The 18,659-nt window shown below is 53.2% G+C and carries 22 protein-coding genes; 10 read left to right on the forward strand and 12 right to left on the reverse strand.

Annotation, left to right across the window (positions count from 1 at the left end):
- Position 1 precedes the first annotated feature (1 nt).
- The 9 genes from GXP58_09305 to GXP58_09345 form a co-directional block, all read right to left on the reverse strand.
- Complete coding sequence (locus tag GXP58_09305; protein NOY53801.1) at positions 2-316, reverse strand: DsrE family protein; 315 nt, start codon at positions 314-316, stop codon at positions 2-4.
- On the reverse strand, positions 316-771 hold the full coding sequence (locus GXP58_09310; GenBank protein ID NOY53802.1) for a M67 family metallopeptidase: 456 nt from the start codon (positions 769-771) through the stop codon (positions 316-318). The genes GXP58_09305 and GXP58_09310 overlap by 1 nt, the downstream gene beginning before the upstream one ends.
- Before the next feature lie 33 nt (positions 772-804).
- Positions 805-1,611 (reverse strand): molybdopterin-synthase adenylyltransferase MoeB, encoded by an 807-nt coding sequence (gene moeB / locus GXP58_09315; GenBank protein ID NOY53803.1) that lies wholly within the window; start codon positions 1,609-1,611, stop codon positions 805-807.
- Between the two features lie 2 nt (positions 1,612-1,613).
- On the reverse strand, positions 1,614-1,838 hold the full coding sequence (locus GXP58_09320) for a FeS-binding protein (GenBank protein ID NOY53804.1): 225 nt from the start codon (positions 1,836-1,838) through the stop codon (positions 1,614-1,616).
- Positions 1,839-1,862: 24 nt separating this feature from the next.
- Positions 1,863-2,099 (reverse strand): FeS-binding protein, encoded by a 237-nt coding sequence (locus GXP58_09325; protein ID NOY53805.1) that lies wholly within the window; start codon positions 2,097-2,099, stop codon positions 1,863-1,865.
- Between the two features lie 2 nt (positions 2,100-2,101).
- Positions 2,102-2,377 carry a MoaD/ThiS family protein gene (locus tag GXP58_09330; protein ID NOY53806.1) on the reverse strand — a complete coding sequence of 92 codons (276 nt, stop codon included), beginning with the start codon at positions 2,375-2,377 and terminating at the stop codon, positions 2,102-2,104.
- 37 nt (positions 2,378-2,414) lie between these two features.
- Positions 2,415-3,656 carry a threonine synthase gene (locus GXP58_09335; protein NOY53807.1) on the reverse strand — a complete coding sequence of 414 codons (1,242 nt, stop codon included), beginning with the start codon at positions 3,654-3,656 and terminating at the stop codon, positions 2,415-2,417.
- A gap of 17 nt (positions 3,657-3,673) precedes the next feature.
- Complete coding sequence (locus GXP58_09340; protein ID NOY53808.1) at positions 3,674-4,117, reverse strand: Rrf2 family transcriptional regulator; 444 nt, start codon at positions 4,115-4,117, stop codon at positions 3,674-3,676.
- Positions 4,118-4,215: 98 nt separating this feature from the next.
- The gene (locus GXP58_09345) at positions 4,216-4,782 is read right to left on the reverse strand and encodes a nitroreductase family protein (GenBank protein ID NOY53809.1); all 567 of its coding nucleotides are present in this window, start codon (positions 4,780-4,782) and stop codon (positions 4,216-4,218) included.
- 475 nt (positions 4,783-5,257) lie between these two features.
- Here GXP58_09345 and dgt point away from each other — a divergent pair, with 475 nt between their 5' ends.
- Positions 5,258-6,610 carry a dNTP triphosphohydrolase gene (gene dgt, locus GXP58_09350; GenBank protein NOY53810.1) on the forward strand — a complete coding sequence of 451 codons (1,353 nt, stop codon included), beginning with the start codon at positions 5,258-5,260 and terminating at the stop codon, positions 6,608-6,610.
- Positions 6,611-6,752: 142 nt separating this feature from the next.
- Here the strand turns inward: dgt and GXP58_09355 are convergent, their stop codons facing one another.
- Positions 6,753-7,247, reverse strand: a complete 495-nt coding sequence (locus tag GXP58_09355; protein ID NOY53811.1) for a hypothetical protein — start codon at positions 7,245-7,247, stop codon at positions 6,753-6,755.
- Between the two features lie 154 nt (positions 7,248-7,401).
- Between GXP58_09355 and glgP the strand changes: the two genes are divergently transcribed.
- The 8 genes from glgP (at position 7,402) to GXP58_09395 (ending at position 16,121) form a co-directional block, all read left to right on the forward strand.
- Complete coding sequence (gene glgP / locus GXP58_09360; GenBank protein ID NOY53812.1) at positions 7,402-9,162, forward strand: alpha-glucan family phosphorylase; 1,761 nt, start codon at positions 7,402-7,404, stop codon at positions 9,160-9,162.
- 15 nt (positions 9,163-9,177) lie between these two features.
- Positions 9,178-10,230, forward strand: a complete 1,053-nt coding sequence (locus GXP58_09365) for a methionine synthase (protein ID NOY53813.1) — start codon at positions 9,178-9,180, stop codon at positions 10,228-10,230.
- 510 nt (positions 10,231-10,740) lie between these two features.
- The gene (locus tag GXP58_09370) at positions 10,741-11,700 is read left to right on the forward strand and encodes a hypothetical protein (protein NOY53814.1); all 960 of its coding nucleotides are present in this window, start codon (positions 10,741-10,743) and stop codon (positions 11,698-11,700) included.
- Between the two features lie 98 nt (positions 11,701-11,798).
- Positions 11,799-12,914, forward strand: a complete 1,116-nt coding sequence (locus GXP58_09375) for a transposase (GenBank protein NOY53815.1) — start codon at positions 11,799-11,801, stop codon at positions 12,912-12,914.
- Between the two features lie 285 nt (positions 12,915-13,199).
- Positions 13,200-13,400, forward strand: coding sequence for a cold-shock protein (locus tag GXP58_09380; protein ID NOY53816.1), 201 nt, complete (start codon positions 13,200-13,202; stop codon positions 13,398-13,400).
- Between the two features lie 114 nt (positions 13,401-13,514).
- Complete coding sequence (locus tag GXP58_09385) at positions 13,515-14,480, forward strand: zinc ABC transporter substrate-binding protein (protein NOY53817.1); 966 nt, start codon at positions 13,515-13,517, stop codon at positions 14,478-14,480.
- Entirely contained in the window at positions 14,477-15,271 is a 795-nt protein-coding gene (locus GXP58_09390; GenBank protein ID NOY53818.1) for a metal ABC transporter ATP-binding protein, read from the forward strand. Before GXP58_09385 ends, GXP58_09390 begins: the two co-directional genes overlap by 4 nt.
- Positions 15,264-16,121, forward strand: a complete 858-nt coding sequence (locus tag GXP58_09395) for a metal ABC transporter permease (GenBank protein ID NOY53819.1) — start codon at positions 15,264-15,266, stop codon at positions 16,119-16,121. The genes GXP58_09390 and GXP58_09395 overlap by 8 nt, the downstream gene beginning before the upstream one ends.
- A 30-nt stretch (positions 16,122-16,151) precedes the next feature.
- On the opposite strand, the gene GXP58_09400 is transcribed toward GXP58_09395, so the two are convergent.
- On the reverse strand, positions 16,152-16,418 hold the full coding sequence (locus GXP58_09400; GenBank protein NOY53820.1) for a hypothetical protein: 267 nt from the start codon (positions 16,416-16,418) through the stop codon (positions 16,152-16,154).
- 99 nt (positions 16,419-16,517) lie between these two features.
- Between GXP58_09400 and GXP58_09405 the strand changes: the two genes are divergently transcribed.
- Positions 16,518-17,492 carry a hypothetical protein gene (locus GXP58_09405; GenBank protein NOY53821.1) on the forward strand — a complete coding sequence of 325 codons (975 nt, stop codon included), beginning with the start codon at positions 16,518-16,520 and terminating at the stop codon, positions 17,490-17,492.
- Here the strand turns inward: GXP58_09405 and GXP58_09410 are convergent.
- The gene (locus GXP58_09410; GenBank protein NOY53822.1) at positions 17,474-18,493 is read right to left on the reverse strand and encodes a DUF4340 domain-containing protein; all 1,020 of its coding nucleotides are present in this window, start codon (positions 18,491-18,493) and stop codon (positions 17,474-17,476) included. The two genes, GXP58_09405 and GXP58_09410, sit on opposite strands and share 19 nt — an antisense overlap.
- Positions 18,494-18,659: the final 166 nt, after the last annotated feature.

An 18,659-nucleotide genomic window follows, 5' to 3' on the forward strand; every position in this document is an offset into this window, starting at 1 on the left:
CTCAGTGAAAGGAGAGGAACGCATCGCCCTTCGCGACCATTTCCGACAGATCATACTGACTGCCGAAGAGGACCCCCTCCCGGCGGGGCACTTTTCTTTGGTCGGCATCGTAGGCACAGAGAATAATCTCCACCCCCCGGTCCGCAAGTTCCATGAAATCGTCCCGGAGAATATGGTAGACCCCGTCGTACATCAGAAAGATCCGGACCCGGTGCCCCTGCCGGAGGGCCGCTTCCGAGATCTTCATCACGGTCCGGCGATTTTCACTTTCCGGGCTGGAGGTCAGCAGAAGACCGATCGCAGCGGACTTGCCCATTATGCATAACTCCCTTCCCGGAATTGTTTCCGGGGGATGATCCTCAATCGCTCTTCCCGGAAGGATCTCTCCTGCGGCTCCAAAACCCAGGACCTTGACGATGGGTCTTTCCCCTCGATGACTGAAACAATCAGATAGGAATATTCGTTCCATGCACGGTGAAGATCCACGGAGGAGGGGAGGGAAGGCCCATCGGGATGAGAGTGATAAAAGCCGAGGATCTCCCGACCGGCCTTTCGGGCCTCCCGGTCTACCCGCAGGAAGTCTCTTCCGTCGATCGCATAACGGTCACATCCCCGAAGGTGTTCGCGGTTCTTTGTCGGAAAATTTTTTTCAACCCGTTTCTCTTTCCCCAACCGGCCGACGAGAATTCCGCAACATTCCTGAGGATATTCCCGGACGGCCTGCCGATGGATGCGTTGAAGAAGAGAGGGGGAAATCAGGAGTGCGGTCAAGAATGGATCACCTCGCAAGGGGACGGAAAGCCGTCAGAAGTTTACCCGGCAGAATTCTTCATAATCGATCAATTCCGTAATGGTCGGATGCTCCCCGCAGACGGGGCAGCCGGGATCTTTCCGCACCTTGATGGTCCGGAACTCCATTTCCAGCGCCTCGTAATTCAGCATCCGGCCCTGCAGAAGTTTTCCCGTCTTCAGGATCAGCTTCAGAACTTCCGTCGCCTGAAGCAGACCGATCACGCCGGGGAGAACCCCGAGAACCCCCGCTTCTTCACAGGAGGCCGTCATCCCCGGCGGGGGCGGCTCCCGGAAGAGACAGCGATAACAGGGACCCTCTCCGGGGAGAATGGTCATGACCTGACCGGTAAAACGGAAGACCGCTCCGTAGGAGAGGGGCTTGCCGGTCAGGACACAGGCGTCATTGACAAGATAGCGGGTCGGAAAATTGTCGCTCCCGTCGACAACAATGTCATAGCCCTGAAGGATCTCCAGAATATTCTTTGAGGTCACCCGCTCCTGATAGGTCGTTACCTCCACGGCCGGATTCAGCGCTTCCAGGGTTTCTTTGGCGGAGAGTGCCTTGTTCTTCCCCAGGTCCGTCATGCTGTGTACCACCTGCCGTTGCAGGTTGCTCAACTCCACGTGGTCGCCGTCGACAATCCCGATCTTTCCCACGCCTGCGGCGGCGAGATAGTAACCTACCGGCGCCCCGAGACCTCCGCCTCCGATCATCAACACACGGGCATCACGGATCTTTTTCTGGCCTGCTCCCCCGACCTCCGGGAGAAGAATATGCCGGCTGTAGCGCTTGATTTCGTCTTCCGAAAAGTCAAACATTTTCAGTTGCGTTCCTCCACGTTCACGTGCATCGTTCGTAAAAACGAGACTGCGCGCTCGATCTCCTTTTCCTCACCCTCCAGTTCCAGGAGGACCCATCCTTCCTGTTCCGTTACCGCCGCCTGAAAGATGCTGGTCACCACCTTGAATTCGTGACCGATCCGATAGATGACCGGTTCCTGAATCAACTCGTCGGAAAAGGTCAGACTGATCATTTTCTTCGCCATATCATTGCTCCCCGTCCTCCACCGCTATTCGATCACATCCATTACGACCGGTTCGACCCGCACGTCCTGTGACTTCAGGTATTCCATGGCCCGGCCGATCTCTTCCGGTTCCCCTTCCAATTCCAGCCCGACAACCCCGATCTCGTCGGTCACACTGGCACAACGAATGTTGGTCACCACATTGAACTTGTGACCCACATGATAGATCAGCGGCTCCCGGATCAGTTTGGGGGGAAAGGTCAGATAAACTTTACGTTTCATCCTCAACCTCCTGCAATGGCGGGAACGATGGAAAGAGCGTCCCCGTCCTTGATCTTTGTTTCCAGATCGTTCAGAAACCGGATATCCTCGTCATTGAGATAGACGTTCACGAATCTTCGCAATTTCTCATTCTCATCGCAGATTCGTTCCTGAATGCCGGAATATTGCTTCTCCATGTTCGAAATGATTTCCCGAACCGTTTCCCCTTCAGCGGTCACCTCCGATGCGCCATCGGTCAGTGATCGAAGCGGCGTTGGAATTCTGATTGTTACGGACATTATTGACCTCCCATGTTTCAGTTTTTTAGATGTTTTATCATAACCGGGACTGATTTTCCAGCAAAAGGGCTTCAAAGGAGTCGAGCCTGGAATCGATCACCGGGTGGGGATGCAACCGGCCGACGAGGGCTTCCTGAGTTTTCAGGCCATTTCCTGTAATGGAAACCACGATCGATTCGTCGCGGGGGATCTTTCCCTGTTCAATGAGTTTTTTCGCCGCCCCCAGGGTGACCCCGCCGGCGGTTTCCGTGAAGATCCCTTCCGTCTCCGCCAGCAGTTTGATCGCTTCGATGATCTCATCGTCGGTGACCTCTTCTCCCCACCCTCCCGAATCGGTCATGGTCCGGATGGCGTAGAACCCGTCCGCAGGATTTCCGATGGCCAGCGATTTGGCGATGGTGTCCGGTTTGACCGGTTTGAAAAGCTCCGTCCCTTTCTTCACGGCCGTTACAATCGGGGAGCAGCCGGTCGCCTGGGCTCCGAACATCTTCGTGGGGCTCTCCTCCACCAGACCGATCTTCGCCATCTCCTGAAAGGATTTCTTCAGCTTGGTGATCAGCGAACCTCCGGCCATCGGCACCACCACATTCTGCGGAAGCCGCCACCCTAATTGCTCTGCGATTTCGTATCCGAAGGTTTTGGATCCTTCCGCATAGAAGGGACGAAGATTGATGTTGACGAATGCCCACCGGTGTTGGTCGGCCACTTCGGTACAGAGCCGGTTTACATCGTCATAGTTCCCTTCGACCCCCACGAGGTTCGTCCCGAAGACCTGCGTTCCCATAATCTTTCCCTGCTCCAGGTCGGCCGGGATGAAGACGTAGCTCTTCAGACCGGCGGACGAAGCACAGGCCGCCACGGCATTGGCCAGATTCCCCGTCGATGCGCAGGCAATCGTGTCGAAGCCGAACTCCTTTGCTTTCGAGACCGCCACGGCGACCACCCGGTCCTTGAAGGAGAGCGTTGGGAAACTGACAGCGTCATTCTTGATATAGAGTTCCGAGACGCCGAGTTTGTGCGCCAGGTTTTCCGCCCGGACGAGAGGCGTATAACCGACGTTCTCTCCTACGGTCGGTGCTTCATCCAGGGGGAGCAGTTCCAGATAACGCCACATGTCCGGCGGCCGGGCCATGATCTTTTCACGTGACAAGACGTCGGCAATCTCATCATATTGATAGACCACTTCCAGCGGCCCGAAACAGAACTCACAGATATTGATCGGATCCTTGGGGTATTCTCTTCCGCATTCCCTGCATTTCAAACCCTGTACATAACCCATTTCCCTGTCCCTTTCATTTAGATCTGATACATATCCCGGGAAAGACTCTCCCGCTTTTTTTCTCGCTCCGCAACATCTTCCAGAGTGATTGATTTCAGATGATTCACGATCTTCTCATTGACTTCGCCCCAGATATCACGGGTCACACACCGGTCCGACCGTTGGCAGAAAGAGCGGTCTGCCACACACTCCGTCAAGCTGAAGGCGCCTTCCAGCACGGTGATAATCGTGTAGAGATCAATTTCAGCGGGTGACCTTGCCAGGTGATAACCGCCGTGCGGCCCCCGGGTACTCTTGACCAGACCGCCGACCCGCAAGGGAGTGACCAACTGCTCCAGATACTTCACGGAGATTTCCTGCCGTTTCGAAACCTCTCGAAGGAGGATCGGGCCTTCTCCGAAATGAAGTGCAAGATCGAGCATGAATCGTGTGCCGTATCGTCCCCGTGTTGAAAGTTTCAATGGTCCAGGCCCTCTTAGTAGCTTATTATCCCTATCTGTTTAGTCAAGTTAAGATACTCGAAATAAAAAAGGGTGTCAAGCAATTTTTTTAAGAAAATTTAAAGAATAATCTGATCGAGGGGACGTTTCGGCACATGGTGTACGTCCGTCTCATCCCGCCAGTAGCGGATATTCCCATCAGCCCCGACCTCCTCGATGACCACTTTTTCCTTCGGCCTGCCGATGGCCAGGACCAGAAGAATTTTGTAGCGATCCGGAATTTCCAGGGATGCCCGCAGTTTCTCCCGCCGGATCGAGCCGATCATGCAGCCGCCCAACCCCTTTTCCACGGCTCCGAGGAGAATCGTCTGGGCTGCAATCCCGTGATCACATCCGAAGTCCTTGACGATATTCGTATCCCCCAGGATGACGATATAGGCCGCCGGTCGTTCCCCCGGCGCCGGTCCTTTCCACTCTTTGAGATAACCGGCCCAGGCAAGATGGGGGAAGATCCGGGCGTTTTGTTCCGGCTCGCAGGAAAGAAGATATTTCAGGGGTTGCAGATTGGCCGCCGCAGCGCTGTGACGCGCCAGGTCGACCAGTTTTCGCAAGGCCTGCATGGAAACGGTCTCCCCTTCATAAAAACGGCGATAACTTCGGTTCCGGTATACCAGATCCTTGAACATCCTTATTCCTCCCTTCTTGGTCAAACTGATAACAGCTCATGATTATAAAGCAGGTGTTCCGAATTGTCACCCCAACAATTTTGATGAAGTCGTAAAAAGTCGTTTTCAGGATTCCGTTCATGGTTCGACAAGCTTCCGAGCATGGTGAGCTTGCCGAACCACACGAACGGAATATCAATTACTTACACCGTTCGCCCTGAGCACGCCTGTCCTGAGCCGGTCGAAGGGTCGAAGGGCTTCGTGACTTTTTACGACACCATCAATTTTCAGGGCAGGCGCAGAAGTGCAAACAGCTTATAACGGCGAATGGCTCATTTTGCGGGATCCTCTGTCGGAGCGGTTCGTATGATTTTATCTGTGGCCGGTTCGGCGCTGACTTCCGGGCGGCTGCAATTTCTTTTCTTCCCGGGATGGATCTGGTAAGATAAAACAATTTTTTTTGACGAAAGTTGTGGGGAAAGGGCGGAAATCCAGGATGAAACCTTCAGAGACAATTCAGGTTCCGGTTATTTGCGACAAAGAGTATCTCCACCAGCTCGAAGAAGATCGTCTGGCGGTCTATGCCATGAAGAGCCGTCGGGCCACCCGGAGGCATCGGATTCCCGCGGAAGGTCGCAGTCACGACTACCGGACCGAGTTCCAGCGTGATCGGGACAGGATTCTCCACTCCCGGGCCTTCCGGCGCCTGAAACACAAGACGCAGGTTTTTCTCGCCACCGAAGGGGATCATCAGCGGACCCGGTTGACCCATACCCTGGAGGTTGCCCAGGTGGCCCGGACCCTTTGCCGGGCACTGTCGTTGAACGAGGACCTGGCGGAGGCCATCGCCCTGGGGCATGATCTCGGCCACACCCCCTTCGGACATATTGGTGAGGCGGTGCTCCACAAGATCATGTCCGGGCAGGATTCCCTGGAAGGGCTGCTGGACATCAAGGTCTCAGCGAACACCGGAGGGTTCCGGCACAATTTTCAGAGTCTTCGTGTTGTTGATTTGCTGGAGAAACGGTACAAAGGGGAGGGGCTTAATCTGACCGATGAGACCCGATTGGGAATTGTCAGGCATACGTCGCTTCCTTCCGATGTGACTTACCAGCCTTTTCAAGCGCAACTCTTCACCCTGGACAGCCCCCCGTTTCTCGAAGCCCAGATTGTAGCCCTGTCCGACGAAATCGCCCAGCAGACACACGACATGGAAGATGGTCTCCGGACGGGGCTGGTCAACCTGGAGCGGTTGGAGAAGCTGGAACTGATCGAAGAAGTAATTCGGCGGATTGCGGTGGACTATTCCGATTCTCATCGTTCCTTCCATAAACAGAACATGCTCGTTCGGGGAACGATCCATTTCCTGGTTACGGACATCCTCCTTCAGACGGGCAGGAGGATTCGGGCCTGGATCAAAAAAGAAGGGATCCGTTCCTCTCAGGATTTTTACAAGAAGATCGGGGACCTTCCGCCCGATCTGGTTGCCTTCTCTCCCAGGGGGAAGAAACTCTACGGAGGGCTGAAAAACTTTGTCTACCGGGAGATCATCAACAGTTATCGGGTCAACCGAATGGATGGCCGGGCGATCCATTTTCTGCGGAGTCTCTTTATGGCCTATTACGTTAATCCTCGGCAGCTTCAGGACTGGGCATTGTTGCGTTATGCACAAGACCGAAATGAATCCTACCTGCGGGACATTCCCTTAACGCAGGTAGAGAAGAAGATACGGGCATTGCAGAAAGAACCTTCCTTTCTGCGTCTTCTTTGTGATCATGTCGCCGGCATGAGTGACCGCTTTGCCATGGAAGAGTACCGGAAACTTTATCTGCCGAACATGCAGGGATAGGAATGATTCGGTCTGATGAGCGTACAAGTACAACGCGGAGAGCAGGCGGCAAACCGTGTCTGAAGAAGAGAACCTGAATATGAACATCCCCTTTTCCACATGTATGGATCCCGGCAATGCGTTGATGGGACCGTGTGGGCACTTATTCAGCGGCGGGGGTCTGTTTCCCGTCTTTGCCGTCCGGGGTTTTGACGACCACCCGTTCCGTGGTAAAGGGTCCCCAGGTCCGGTCGAGGATATCCTTCCAGGTGCCTTTCATCTTGTTGCCCTGAACCTCGGCATCAAAGGCATAGCTGCGGCCGGTGCGAAAATTGCTTCCGTTGGCGGTCGCCGTAAAGGTCAGCCGGCTACCGATCAGTTTGGCGTCGGAGATGATTGCATGCTCGAAAGTCCCGTCTTTGGAGGTAATCGTTCCCCAGACCAACCCATTTTTCTGCTGGTTCAATTGGAGAGAAAAAACAGCATTGGGCGTTCCGGTTTGCTGTGCAGCTCCCTTCCAGATTCCCTGGATGTTGTCGGTGCCGGTTCCATCCGCTTTTTTATGTTTGGCCGGTTTGCTGCATCCGATTGCAGCAGTCAGCAACACACAAAAGACAAGAATCACGAGTTTCTTCAGCCGGTTTGATGAGATATCCATGTTCTTTTTTAAACCTCCTTGACCATCTTCGAAATTAAGTTATAGAATGTAAGTTACTGAACGATACTGGTTCATTTCCTGAAAATCAAGAAGAAAATTATCCGGCACTGAATGGGGAAATGGAATGACTCTGGAAAGCGAAAAAATAGAAGAGATGAATGATTATTTTGTCAAGATTGCCTACTTCAGTATGGAAGTAGGGTTGGAGGAGGATGTGCCTACCTACAGCGGGGGGCTGGGGATTCTGGCGGGGGATACGTTGAAATCCTGTGCGGATCTGCATCTTCCGGTCGTGGGAATGACCCTTCTGCAGGGAAAAGGTTATTTCATCCAGAAGCTGGACGCAAAGGGTAACCAGAGTGAGGAACCGGTGAACTGGGACCCCTCTTTTTCGATGAAACAGTTGCCTTACAGAGTCAAGGTCCGGATCGGCGGCCGGGAGGTCGCAATCCAGGCCTGGCGCTACATGATCCGGGGGGAAACGGATGCCGCCGTTCCGGTCTATTTTTTAGACACCAATGTGGAAGACAATCATCCCGAGGATCGTGAGATTACCTCCTACCTTTATGGGGGGGACCATGCCTACCGGTTCAAACAGGAAATCGTTCTGGGGATCGGCGGAGTACGGATGTTGCGGGCCATGGGATATGACCGCCTGACCACCTATCACATGAACGAAGGCCATGCGAGTCTTTTGACCCTTGAGCTGTTGCGTGAGAACGAAAAGTCCCCGGAAGCGGTCTGGTTTGAACAGGCGCGGTGGGACCCGGAGTCCGTCAAAGATCTCTGTGTTTTTACGACCCACACTCCGGTGCCGGCGGGGCATGACCGTTTTGAGAATGACCTGGTCAAGAAACTGCTCGGGGAGAAGAAGGAAAACCTGCAGGGGGAGGAGGACCCCTATCTCATTCACAAGATCCCCTTTGAGGTCGTCGATAATCTGAGCGGCAAGGGGAAATTCAATATGACACTTCTGGCGCTGAACCTGAGCCGCTATGCCAACGGGGTGGCCAAGAAGCATGGACAGGTGTCGAAAGAAATGTTTCCGGAATATGAGATCGATTCCATCACGAACGGTGTCCATGTACGGACCTGGATGTCAAAGGAGTTCCAGGCACTCATGGATAAGTATGTCCGGGGATGGAAGACCGACTCTTTCATGCTGCGCCAGGCCATGGGGATCCCTCCGGAGGAGGTCTGGACGGCCCATCAGCAGTGCAAGAAAAAACTCTTCGATTATATTCACCGGACGACCGGTGTCGATCTGGATCCGGAGGTGCTGACCATTGGTTTCGCTCGCCGGGCGGCCGCCTACAAACGGGGGGACTTGCTCTTCCGGGATATTAAACGGCTGAAAGAAATCCTGGAGAAGGCGGGGAAATTTCAGTTGGTTTATGCCGGGAAGGCCCATCCCAGGGATGAACCGGGCAAGGCCCTGATTCGGAAAATCATTCAGCATAGTCATGAACTGGCCGACACGATTCCTATCGTCTATCTGGAGAACTACGACTTTGCACTGGGAAGATTGTTGACCTCCGGCGTGGATGTCTGGCTTAACAACCCGAAACGCCCTCAGGAGGCCTCCGGGACCAGCGGGATGAAGGCGACCCTGAACGGAGTCATCAATTTCAGCGTACTCGACGGCTGGTGGATCGAAGGACATCGTGAAGGGATTACCGGCTGGTCGATCGGCCCGAGGCCGTCCAGCGTTCCACCGGGGGCCGATACGGATGCCCTGGATGTACAGGACCTTTATGAAAAACTGGAAGAGGTGATTTTGCCCACCTATTACCACAAACGGGAAGACTGGATCGGGATCATGCTCAACGGGATCAGTCTGAACGGATCTTTCTTTAACACCAACCGGATGATGTTGCAGTATGTTTCCAGCGCCTACCTGAGAAGACTGGGCTGACCGGAGGAGGACCGTATGAATTTTTCAGGCCGTTGTCTGGGGACCGGCATCGGCAGTCTCCCTTTTACCGATGTACAAAAGGCGTGTGCGATCGTCCGGGAGCATCTTCCCGAGATCCCTTTCTGGCCGCAGCTTCCGAAACTCGGTTTTCGGGAGCAGATGGTCCCGCAGTATTCCGAGGCCTTCCCCGGCATCGTCATCGACCTGGAGAGAGAAAAGATTTCCGTGGATTCCAATCGGGCGTTGGCGGAGCTGGAACGCTTCTATGAAAAGGAAATGGCGGGGGAGGCGGATCACTTCCGGCTCTCCCCGGACTATGCCGCAGGTTTGACCCCCTTTATCGAGGGGCTGCGGGAGGAACGACCGTCGGAGCTGATCTGTACCAAGGGGCATGTCACCGGTCCGGTAACCTTCGGATTCTCCGTAAAGGACGAAGAGGGGAGGGCGATCTTTTACGATCCCAACCTGCAGGATGCCGTCGTCCGCCTGATCGCCATGAAGGCGCTCTACCAGATTGAACGGCTCAGGGAATTCCATGTACCCACGATCATCTTTATGGATGAGCCCTATATGGCGGCCTTCGGGACCACGGGGATGAACGTCGGCCGGGAGGAGGTCGTGCAGTCTCTCAACGGAGTGGTGAAACGGATTGGTGATGCGGGCGGGATTGCCGGGGTTCACTGCTGCGGAAATACCGACTGGTCCCTCCTTTTTGAAACGGATGTTGATATCGTAAATTTCGATGCCTATGATTTCATGGACCGGATGGCCCTCTACCCCGAAGCGGTCAAGGCCTTCTTGAACAGGGGGGGCAATCTTGCCTGGGGGATCGTGCCCACCTCTGCGGCCGTTCGGGAAGAGACGGCTGAATCCCTTGCAGGTCGGTTCCGGAATGGGTATGACAAACTGGTTTCTCTCGGTGTCGATGCCCGACGATTACGGACCCAATGTCTGGTGACGCCGGCCTGCGGATTGGGGAGCCTCTCCGAAGCGGATGCCCTCCGGGCCCTCGGCCTCGTCCGGGATCTTTCCCTGCATCTCCGGTCGGAGTTCGGATCGGCGGGGTAGGGGGGGGTATAAAGTCAAGGTCAAGAGCAATTCACCACGGAGCACACAGAGTTCGAGCGAGAGGTTGGCCTCCCCGCCGACGATTGAGAGCCCTTAACCATAGCGTGCACACGGATTGCCTACGTGCTTAAAAATAGGGACAGCGACCATTATTATTGACAGCTTTTGGGAAATATGATACATCTTTTTCATGCCAAGAATAGCAAGAGCCGCAGCCCAGGGATATCCACATCATGTTACACAGCGAGGCAACGACCGTCAGACGGTATTTGAGGATGATGAAGATTTCCTTGTGGCAGCGATGCATTTATTCGGAAGATAGGAAAGACGGTTGGCCGAGACTTAATGGCGAGGGGGAGGGGTAGACCACGAAAAGGCAAATAATGGTCGCTGTCCCTATTTTATGCCCCTGTACGTTGGGAGACTGAGGTATTAGCAAACTGTGCTGCCCCAGGCGTTACAGCGGGGTAACGGAAAGTGCCTTCTTGAAAATCTATAACCGGAGAGATTATGAAAAATAATTTGAAGTCATTGAGCCATCAGTTGACCGATCAAATCAATGCACAACGAGGGGGCGGCGGAAAATGGCCGTCGCATTTCGATTATACGGTTGACCTTGAGAACCGCCGGATCACCCTGGATGCTCGCAAAAAAATCAATAAGTCGGGTTACCGCTGCTTAGACTCCTGGGGTATGGCTCTTTTTCACTATGTATGCAATGACCAGCATCAAGAGATCAGGGAAATCCGGTTTTGTATCAACAAGAATGGATCAGCACGGGAACCGAATACCGAGGCCTTCAAACGAAGGGTTTCGTTTCTTTCCATCAATAACGAGGAGATTGATTTCAGGGTCATTCATAATCACCGTCAGATCGGTCTCTACTCCAGGAAAGAGCTTTTTGAGAGGCCGGCGAATGAAAAGATACACACTGTCTTGAACAAGAGAGGAGATGATGACAGGGGAGAGCGGATTGAAAAAGATTTCCAGACTTTCTTGTTCGGGAAAGGTCTCAAAACCAGAACGAATGACCGGCTTGCAATATTGGGGGAGCATTTCTTCCTGTTAAAGAAGAAAAAGTATGGGGTTCTGAGGGAGTTCCCGACGGGCGTATTCCTGGACAGCGTTTCCAAGCTCAACATGATCATGCCCACTGAATTTGTCGATATCGTGACGCTCAACCGCAGAGGATATTTGTCTGTGATCGAATTGAAATTGGACGATGTGAAATTGGAAGTCATGTCGCAACTGTTGGACTATGCGCTCTATTTCGCTTGTTACAGAAAGGAAATTCTGAAGCTCCTGGGAAAATATTCAGAGATCAGACCGAAGAGAAAGATGATCATGTGCTATGTGGTAAACAATCGGTTCCATCCACGGTTCGATGACGTCTTTCGCTATTACAGCACCAAAAACAAATCCTACAGCTTCAGAATCTTTAAGGTCGTATTGGGAGACACATGTGAGTGATGCAAAGATCAAAAACGACTATGCCGAATACATAGCCCGGTTGACTCGGCAATTGTGGGCCTATCAGCAAAGCCATTTCCCCCGGTGGGAAGAGTATCTTGAAAAGCCCGAAGATGGTACAGGCAGGCCGCCTGTGTTTCTCAAGGAGAAAGCCGAGGGGAACGGAACCTCTTGGGGTCAGACTTTGTTGTTTTTATATTGACACCGGCATACGAATCTGTTATCGATTTACAATGGCCAGGAAACCTCGGGTACAATATCAGGGAGCTTTCTATCATGTTATTGCCAGGGGCAATCAGCGTCAAAAGGTCTTCCTTGATGACGAAGATTACCAGCAGTACCGGAACCGCCTGATCACCTACCAGAAACGCTATTGCTGTACGTTCTATGCTTACGTCCTTATGTCAAACCATGTTCATCTGTTGATTGAACAGGGGGAAACAGACCTATCCAAAATCATGCAAGGGCTTCAGCAAAGTTACACCATGTACTTCAACAAAAAGTACGGCAAGACAGGTCATCTCTTTCAAGGAAGATACAAAGCCATCATCTGTGACAGGGATGCCTATCTGTTAGAACTGATCCGGTATATACATCTGAATCCTGTTCGAGCGGGAATTACAAAGTTGCCGGACGACTATATCTGGAGTAGCCACCATGCATATCTCTCAGGGAGGTCCTCGTTTTGGCTTGAAGTAGAAATGCCGCTGGCCTGTTTGGCGAAGAGCAGAAAGAAAGCGGTTTCTTTATATAAGGATTTTATCAATGTTGCAGTAAACGATGGGTATAGAGAAGACCTCTATGAAGTCAAAGAACAGCGTTATCTTGGAGAAGACAAATTTGTAGAAAAGTTAGAGAAGCGGTTTGTCAGGGGAAAACCAATACGTTTTCCTGTTGCTCTGGACATGGATGCACTTGTTGTGAAGATCGGAAGGTCTTTCAAGGTGCCCGTTGGGAGGATAATGGACCACACTCGAAGCAGAGATGCTGCATTGTGCAGAGCTGTGACGGCCTATGTTGCGAAGGAAGTGGGAAGCATTACTTTGGGGGAGGTGGCACGCTACTTTGCTCGGGACCCGGTGTCCATAAGTATCGGGGTGAGAAAGCTCAGAGAGAGGTTAGAAGATGATGCTGAACTTGCTGCACAAATGAATAGGATAGAGAAGTCTTTAAGAAAAGGGCGGCGAGTAAAATATAAAATTAGCAAAGTCTGACCCCAGGACTTGGGGATCTTTCCCTGCATCTCCGTGCGGAGTTCAGCCCGGCGGATTGATGCCGCACCCTGAATCTTCATCTTCATTTTTTTTCCAGAACGAAATATTCTTGACATCCGTTTTGGAACATGGTCTAATGCCGTGCAAGTAGAGGGTTGTGCAGACTTATCATCGTGAATTGGTAACATGAAAGCCGCCCGATTATACGGGTGGTTTTTTTCCCACTGAACGGTTGAGGTTGCACATGGATTTACGGTTTGGATCCTGAGAGGAAAAGGAGAAGAGATGTCAGAAGGAACAGTAAAGTGGTTTAACGACGGCAAGGGGTATGGTTTCATTGAACAGGAAGATGGTCCTGATGTGTTTGTCCATTTTTCCGCCATCCAGGAAGAGGGGTTCAAAACTCTGGAAGAAGGTCAGCGGGTGAGTTTTGACGTGAGCGAAGGACAGAAAGGGCCCCAGGCCTCGAATGTCGTCCGCCTGTAAATTATTCCATCATTGTCAATCCAAAAGCTCCATGAGTGATCATGGAGCTTTTTTTGTTTTTTGATGAGGAATGGTGTACTATAATTTTTCCGGTTTTTCGGGAGAGCGTGCAGGATGTCGTACAAGCGCAGGTTGCAGAAGATGATCTTGTCCAGGGTGGTTTTGTTCGGGTGTCTCGGCATGCTGGTCGTCCTGTTTGCTTGTCATCCGGCAAACGAAAACGAAGCGAATTTACAGCAGATCCGGGTGGTGGCCAGCATCTACCCTCTTGCGGATTTTGTCCGGAATGTGGGTGGAGACCGGGTTGTGGTCATGACACTGCTGCCGCCGGGGGCAAGTCCCCATGTTTTCTCTCCCGCGCCGAGGGATCTTGCAAAAATATCCGGCGCCCGGCTTTTCGTGAAGATCGGTTTGGGGTTCGAGTTCTGGGCGGAAGGTTTTCTGCCGTCTGAAACGGTCGGTTCCCTTGAAGTTGTGGACACCTCCCGGGGCATCAGGACCCTGGACGGTGCGGTCGGGCAACCGAACGGCGGGCGGATTGCCAATCCCCATCTCTGGCTGGACCCGTTACGTGCCATGGAGCAGGTGGGGCGGATTCGGGATGCGCTCATCCGGATCGATCCCGCACACAGGATGGAGTATGAAAAGAATACGCGTGCCTACCTGGCGCAATTGCAACAGCTTGATCGGGAGATCCGGGCGACGGTCGCAACCTTTCCGAAACGTCTCTTTGTTGCGATCCATCCCTCCTGGCGTTATTTTGCCCGCCGCTATGGACTGCCGGAAGGGGGGGTGATTGAGAAAACGCCGGGGAAAGAACCGACGCCGACGGAGTTGATCCGGATGGTTCAACGAATTCGGAAGGCGGGGGGGGCGGTGATCGTCGCAGAACCGCAGTTAAATGACAAAGCCGCCCGTGTTCTGGCGGCGGAGACAGGCGCTGTGATCGTCCGGATGGACCCCCTCGGCACACCCGGGGATGCAGAGCGATCAACCTATCTGAAACTGATGCGCTACAATCTGAGTCATCTGAAACGAGGTTACCTGACCGTTGTGGATTTCGGGGGAGGTGCCGGGTGACAAAGGAACGGAAGGTCGTTGTCGAAACCCGTCACCTCCATGTTGCCATCAACGGTTGTGCCGTACTGAAGGATGTGAATCTGCGTCTCCTTGAAAACTCCTTTACCGGTCTCATCGGTCCCAACGGGGGAGGGAAGACTACCCTCCTTCGAACCTTGCTCGGTTTAATTCGTCCGGAGAGCGGGGAAGTCCTTGTTGAAGGACAACGACTCGGGACGGGCAGGAAAGGTGCCTGGGTGATGGGGTACGTTCCGCAACAGATCCGGATCGACAGGCGGTTTCCCCTTTCCGTACTCGATGCAGTTGTCATGGGGCGTTACGGGACGATCGGACTGGGGCGCCGTGCCGGTCGCAGGGATCGGGAAATCGCTCTCGACTGTCTTGATCGTGTCGGTCTGGTACACTTGGCCCGCGTCCGGATCGGCGATCTTTCCGGAGGGGAACAGCAGCGTGTTTTTATTGCCCGCGCCCTTTCCGCCTCTCCGAAGGTCTTGATTCTTGATGAACCGATGGCGGCCGTCGATGTGGCGGCACAGGACGGTTTTTACCGTCTGATCAAAAAGTTACAGCAGAGCTATTCCCTGACCGTGGTCATGGCAACCCATGACATCGGGGTTGTACCGATTTACTGTGACGCCATTGCCTGCCTCAACCGGACGCTCCATCTTCACGGTCGTCCGGAGGAGATCCTGAAGAATGAGGTTTTCAAAAAGCTCTACGGGTCGGAAGTGGAAGTGGTGATGCACGGAAAGCTTCCCCACCGGATGATCGGAGGCCATCCGCATGGCTGAAATCTTTTCCTACGGATTTATGCAGAAAGCGTTGATGGCCGGCGCCATGGTCAGTGTGATCTGCTCCCTGATCTCTTTTTTTGTCCTCGTGAACCGTCTCTCCTTTATCGGCGTCGGGATTTCCCATGCATCTTTCGGCGGTGTGGCCATCGGTGTCGCCTTGGGTGTGGATCCCACACTGTCGGCAATTCTCTTTGCGGTCCTGACCGCCTGGCTGATCGGTCTCGTCAGCCGAAAGGGGATGCTCCATGAGGATACGACGATCGGGATCTTCTACGCCGCCGCCATGGCCCTGGGGGTCGTGATTATCGGACTTTCAAAAGGATACAACGTCGATCTTTTCGGTTATCTCTTCGGAAATATTCTGGCCGTTACCCGGCAGGATTTGTGGCTGATCCTGTTTCTGGGGCTTTCCGTGATCGGGCTTTTGGCCTTCTTTTTCAAAGAGCTTCTCTACATCAGTTTTGATGAAGAGTCCGCCCAGGTGAGTGGTGTCCCGGTGACCTTTCTCTATTATCTTCTCCTGACCCTCATGGCGGTGACCATCGTCATTTCCATGAAGGTCGTAGGGATCATTCTCGTTTCGGCGCTTCTGGTGATTCCCGCTGCCGCCGCCTATGAAGTCAGCGGTGATTTCCGAACCGTTCTCATTGTTTCCGTCTGCATCGGTCTCCTCTCCGCCCTGGGCGGTCTTTTCCTTTCCGTCCGGTTGAATACCGCCTCCGGTGCTACGATTGTCCTCCTTGCGGCTGCGATATTTCTGGTCTTTTTCATGTTCCGGTTTCTCCGGGACCGTTTTTTCAGTTTTTCTTCCGGGACCCGGTGTGCGGTGGAGAAGAATGGGGACTGAAAAGATCTTCTGCGGTTTTGATCACCAGCGTTACATCAAACAACCGACAACCTGCCCTTCGTGGGTCCCCCCGTCATCGGCCCGCATACGGGTGAAGCGATTCGGCCCGTTGAAGATTCTTATCCCATTTTCGTAGGCTGCCTTTTCTTCATGGGTGAGCCAGATCACCCCGGGGTTGTTGCATCGACCGCAGATCAGCGCCGTATCGGGGTAGCCGACCGGTTTTACATAAGCCACATATTCCTGTTTCCTTCCCCGGGGCCAGCAGTGGACCTCGATACACCTGCAAATTGACATTCTTGCCTCCTTGACAGAAATATCCTGCACTGATATTTTGGTGCAAAGATACAAATAACGATACAGGCTTTCATATTGTATATCATGAAAGGAGAGGGGATGTATACCGAACCGGATCGATCGATCAACTACGTCCTGGTTGCGATTATCATCATTCTGCTGGGATGCGCAATCTTTTTCTATGTCGAACGGGACCGGGTGGGGCAATGGCTCTCAAAGGATCGGATTGAACAGGAGAAGTCGGCTCTTGAAGAGAGGATTGCCACCCTGGAGGATGAGGTCTCAAGCCTGAAAAAAGAGGCAGCCCTGCAAGCCCCGCCGCAGGCGGTTCCGGAGGCCCGGAAAGAAGAGGTCTTCGGGAAGAAGCAGGAACCCGTATCGAGGGGAGAAGAAGAAAACTCTCCTGCAACATCTTCCACGGAAGATGAATGCCGTGACCTGAATAACCGACTGGACCATTTCTGCAACTACCTGAATGGCCGGGAATATGTTTCCGCTTACGGATTGAAAGAGGGGGTTTGCCGACATTTTCAGGATTTGCTCCCCCGCCTGATGAAGAGGCCTCCCGTGGTGGTTCGGGAAACGGATGATCTGTTGCGGGTCCTTCACAATAACGCCCATTTCTTCCGGGTCCTGGGAAAGAAGAACACCCTTCTGCTGCGGGACATTCTCCGCTATGACGGGGATATGATGGAGTCTGTTTTTGCACTTCTCTACCGGACGCTCACAGAAGGTGTCTCCTGCAGGAAAGCGGGAGCGGGCCTGTCGGTTTCACTTCCCCTGCGGGGAAGCTATGATTATGCCGTCTATTTTCTGAATACCCTGGGGGGGCGCTCCTATCTCATGCGCAGGGATTCCCGGGTGCGGATGCTGACACAGTATTACTCCATTCTCATCCTCGACCGGGCCAATGACGCCCACCTCAACCGGTGGGGAATGGATATTCGTTATCCCTTGAATGCCCTGATCTCGGATATCCGGGGGGCGGCCAATCTCGAAAAACGGACGGAATATTTACATACCCTGAATGTCTTGCAGAAAAAATATCGTAAACGTTACGGGGCCGCGGGATGATTCGCCGTTTTCTCTTTCCTGCCGGCCGTCCCGCCGGAGGCCGGCGCTTTTGCGGAGACGACCAGTTTCGCCGGATCTTTCATGATCCGTTCGGCCTTCCATTCCGAGAGGTAAAAGGGATAAGGACTTTCCGAAGAGGTCGCCCGGTAACGGTTTCCCACCTTTTTGAAGATCCTTACCGTGTATGTTTTCGTCCCTTTCAGTTTGACCGAATAGATCGGCGTCTCCGTTTCCTTCAGGCCTTTTGAATCCTCAATGAAACCGTCGCATCGCAGATGAGTGAGAGCAGCGACCACTTCGTCTATTGCCCCTTCCTCTGCCTTTTTTCCGTCGGGGGTCTGCCAACGCTCTGGTGGGGGGACGGACTCGGCGCTCTTCTCTTTTTGAGGCTCTTCCGATTTTGCAGTAACCGTAGGTGACTTGACGAAGGTAGCCGTCTGTTTCCCTTGGGAGAGGATGACCTGTCGAATTTTTCCATTCAGGGGCAGGACTTCTTTGTCCCGCAGTTCCGGCACCTTTTTGTTGAAGAGGATCGAGAGGTTTTCTTCTGCGAGGTAGACCCCTTTTTCTTTGGGAAGCTTGACAAAGGTCTGTTGGCGGGAGGAGGTGACTTTTCCGATCCCGACCTCCCGAAGGAGTTTGTCCCCCTGGTAGAGTTGCACGTCGATCCGCTTGTCCTCCTCCAGGTCATAAAGGTTGTAGTTTCCTGATTCCGAGGTGAGGGCCGTCAGATTCAGTTGGACAATTCCGTCAACCATCTCTTTTACCATGGAGGGATCGGCGGGGTATTTCCGGGGAAGAATCACCCACCGGTCGTCGACCTTTTTCAGTGTCAGATCCTGTTTCCCGTTGTGGATATGCAGCCGGGTAACATCTTTGGCTGTAACCGGAGGGAGTTTGGGGAGGATGTAGTTGGTCTTTCCTTTCTTGTGCAACACCAGGTAGGTCGAAAGCGCTGCGATGATCAGGACGAGGATCAGGATTTCTTTTTTCCCTTTCATTGTATCTTCTCCCGCTGTTGAGGGTTGTGTCCATCCAGATTGATGGACTCGCAAGAAGTCCTATAGGATGGCACAGCAAAAAGATCCGAATGCAAGGAGCGAAAGTTTTGAGGAGTGAGGCGTACTTTTTTGTACGTCGAAGCGAACTCAAAACCTGATAAACGTA

The sequence above is a fragment of the Deltaproteobacteria bacterium genome, assembly GCA_013151235.1.
Classification (GTDB): domain Bacteria; phylum CG2-30-53-67; class CG2-30-53-67; order CG2-30-53-67; family CG2-30-53-67; genus JAADIO01.